This is a genomic window from Methylobacter tundripaludum (assembly GCF_002934365.1).
Lineage (GTDB): Bacteria > Pseudomonadota > Gammaproteobacteria > Methylococcales > Methylomonadaceae > Methylobacter_A > Methylobacter_A tundripaludum_A.
This window is the reverse complement of the sequence record NZ_PTIY01000041.1, coordinates 1-1,495: the sequence shown is the minus strand read 5'-3', so window position 1 is coordinate 1,495 and position 1,495 is coordinate 1. Positions and strand designations below refer to the sequence as shown.

Genomic DNA, 1,495 nt, shown 5'->3' with positions numbered 1-1,495 from the left:
AACGATCCCTCTGATGAGGGCTTGAGGTTAAATTTTAATTGTTTTATCGGGGGCTGTTCAGCGGGGTGTTCTCCGCGGTAGCGGCTTCGTCCAACATGGCGCTCAACCGGAGCGCGGTTATAATGCGGTTTTATTTTTCAGCTTTCCGGGCCGCGCCCGGTTAGCTCTACGTTGGGCGTCATAGAAGGAACGAGACATGAGCACTGATGAGCAATCCATTCGCAATCTTGTGAATACTTGGCACACCGCTACGGCCGCAGGTGATGTCGAAGCCGTACTTAAACTCATGACAGAAGATGTTGTCTTCCTCGTGGCCGGTCAGCCACCAATGAAAGGTCGAAGTACCTTCGAAGCTGGGCTGCGAGCTTTGTTGGCTTCGCACCGCATCGAATCCATATGTGAAATCCAGGAGATAGAAGTCTCTGGAACCTTGGCTTATTACTGGAGTGTGCTCAAAGTACAAATCACGTCTAAGGCCGGTGGCAAGCCTGTGGTACGAACTGGCAGCGCCATGTCCATCCTTAGAAAGCAAGCCCATGGCTCGTGGGCGGTGGTGCGCGATGCGAACCTTTTAGCCCTGGCCCAATGACGCCCAACCCTTCAATCGAGAGGACTTGCCCCGGCAAGCCGGGTCAAGCCTCTCATCTCAAACGTTAGAGCGAAAATCGGTGCGATCTACGGGGAAATCTCTATAGTTATTTAATCCGGGTAATATTGACGAGACAAATATTACCCGGATATAATTGCGCAATTCAACTTTCGAGGTACCCCAAAATGAATATCACCGAACACACATTATGGATCGCCTTCTCGCAAGGCAAACGCATCGCGTCTGGCGCGCCACGGGTGGTCGCTACCGACGTTAAACACTTTGTTGATTCTCATGCCACCGACAACGTCCTAGTATTTGATGCCAAGACAAGTTTCCCTGTAGAAATTGACCTTCGTGGCTCCTTATCTGCGGTTCTTAAGCACCTGCCTATTATACAAAGTCAGGAACCCGCACCTGATACCGCTATACCAACGTCGTCGGGGCGAACGGCTGGACGCCCCAAGCTCGGTGTAACTGCGCGGGAAGTTACGCTATTGCCGAGGCATTGGGAGTGGCTTGCAACTCAACCAGGAGGCGCTTCCGTAGCGCTACGGAAACTTGTCGAGCAAGCTCTGCGCTCCAACAAAGAAGTAGACAGGTTACGTCAAGCCCAAGAAGCCGCATACCGTTTCATGAATGTGATGGCGGGGGACAGCATTGGCTTTGAAGAAGCCACACGTGCGTTGTTCGATTGCGATTTTGGCCGACTACAGGAGTTTGCTGAAGAGTGGCCAGACGACGTTCGTAACCATGCGCTATCCCTCGCCGAAGCAGCCACCGTCAAGGGTGAAGAACTTGAATGCGCGCTCTAACGAATAAGGTTAGATTGTGTGAGCGATAGCGAGCCACAATCTGAACCGGTTGTTGGACAAGCCCGGTCGTAGTCGGAAAGCTGGCTTATTA

Annotated in this window: 2 protein-coding genes; both read left to right on the top strand. The window is 52.2% G+C overall.

Going from position 1 to position 1,495, the window contains the following annotated elements:
- Positions 1-196: 196 nt before the first annotated feature.
- The gene (locus B0F88_RS19100) at positions 197-589 is read left to right on the top strand and encodes a YybH family protein (RefSeq protein WP_104425528.1); all 393 of its coding nucleotides are present in this window, start codon (positions 197-199) and stop codon (positions 587-589) included.
- Positions 590-774: 185 nt separating this feature from the next.
- A complete protein-coding gene (locus B0F88_RS19095) occupies positions 775-1,404 on the top strand; it encodes a DUF2239 family protein (protein ID WP_104425527.1) in 630 nt (209 codons plus the stop codon).
- Positions 1,405-1,495 lie beyond the last annotated feature (91 nt).

Bases quoted from the DNA above. Each gene is read 5' to 3' on its own strand.
- B0F88_RS19100 (WP_104425528.1), top strand. From the start codon at position 197: ATGAGCACTGATGAGCAATCCATTCGCAATCTTGTGAATACTTGGCAC.
- B0F88_RS19095 (WP_104425527.1), top strand. From the start codon at position 775: ATGAATATCACCGAACACACATTATGGATCGCCTTCTCGCAAGGCAAA.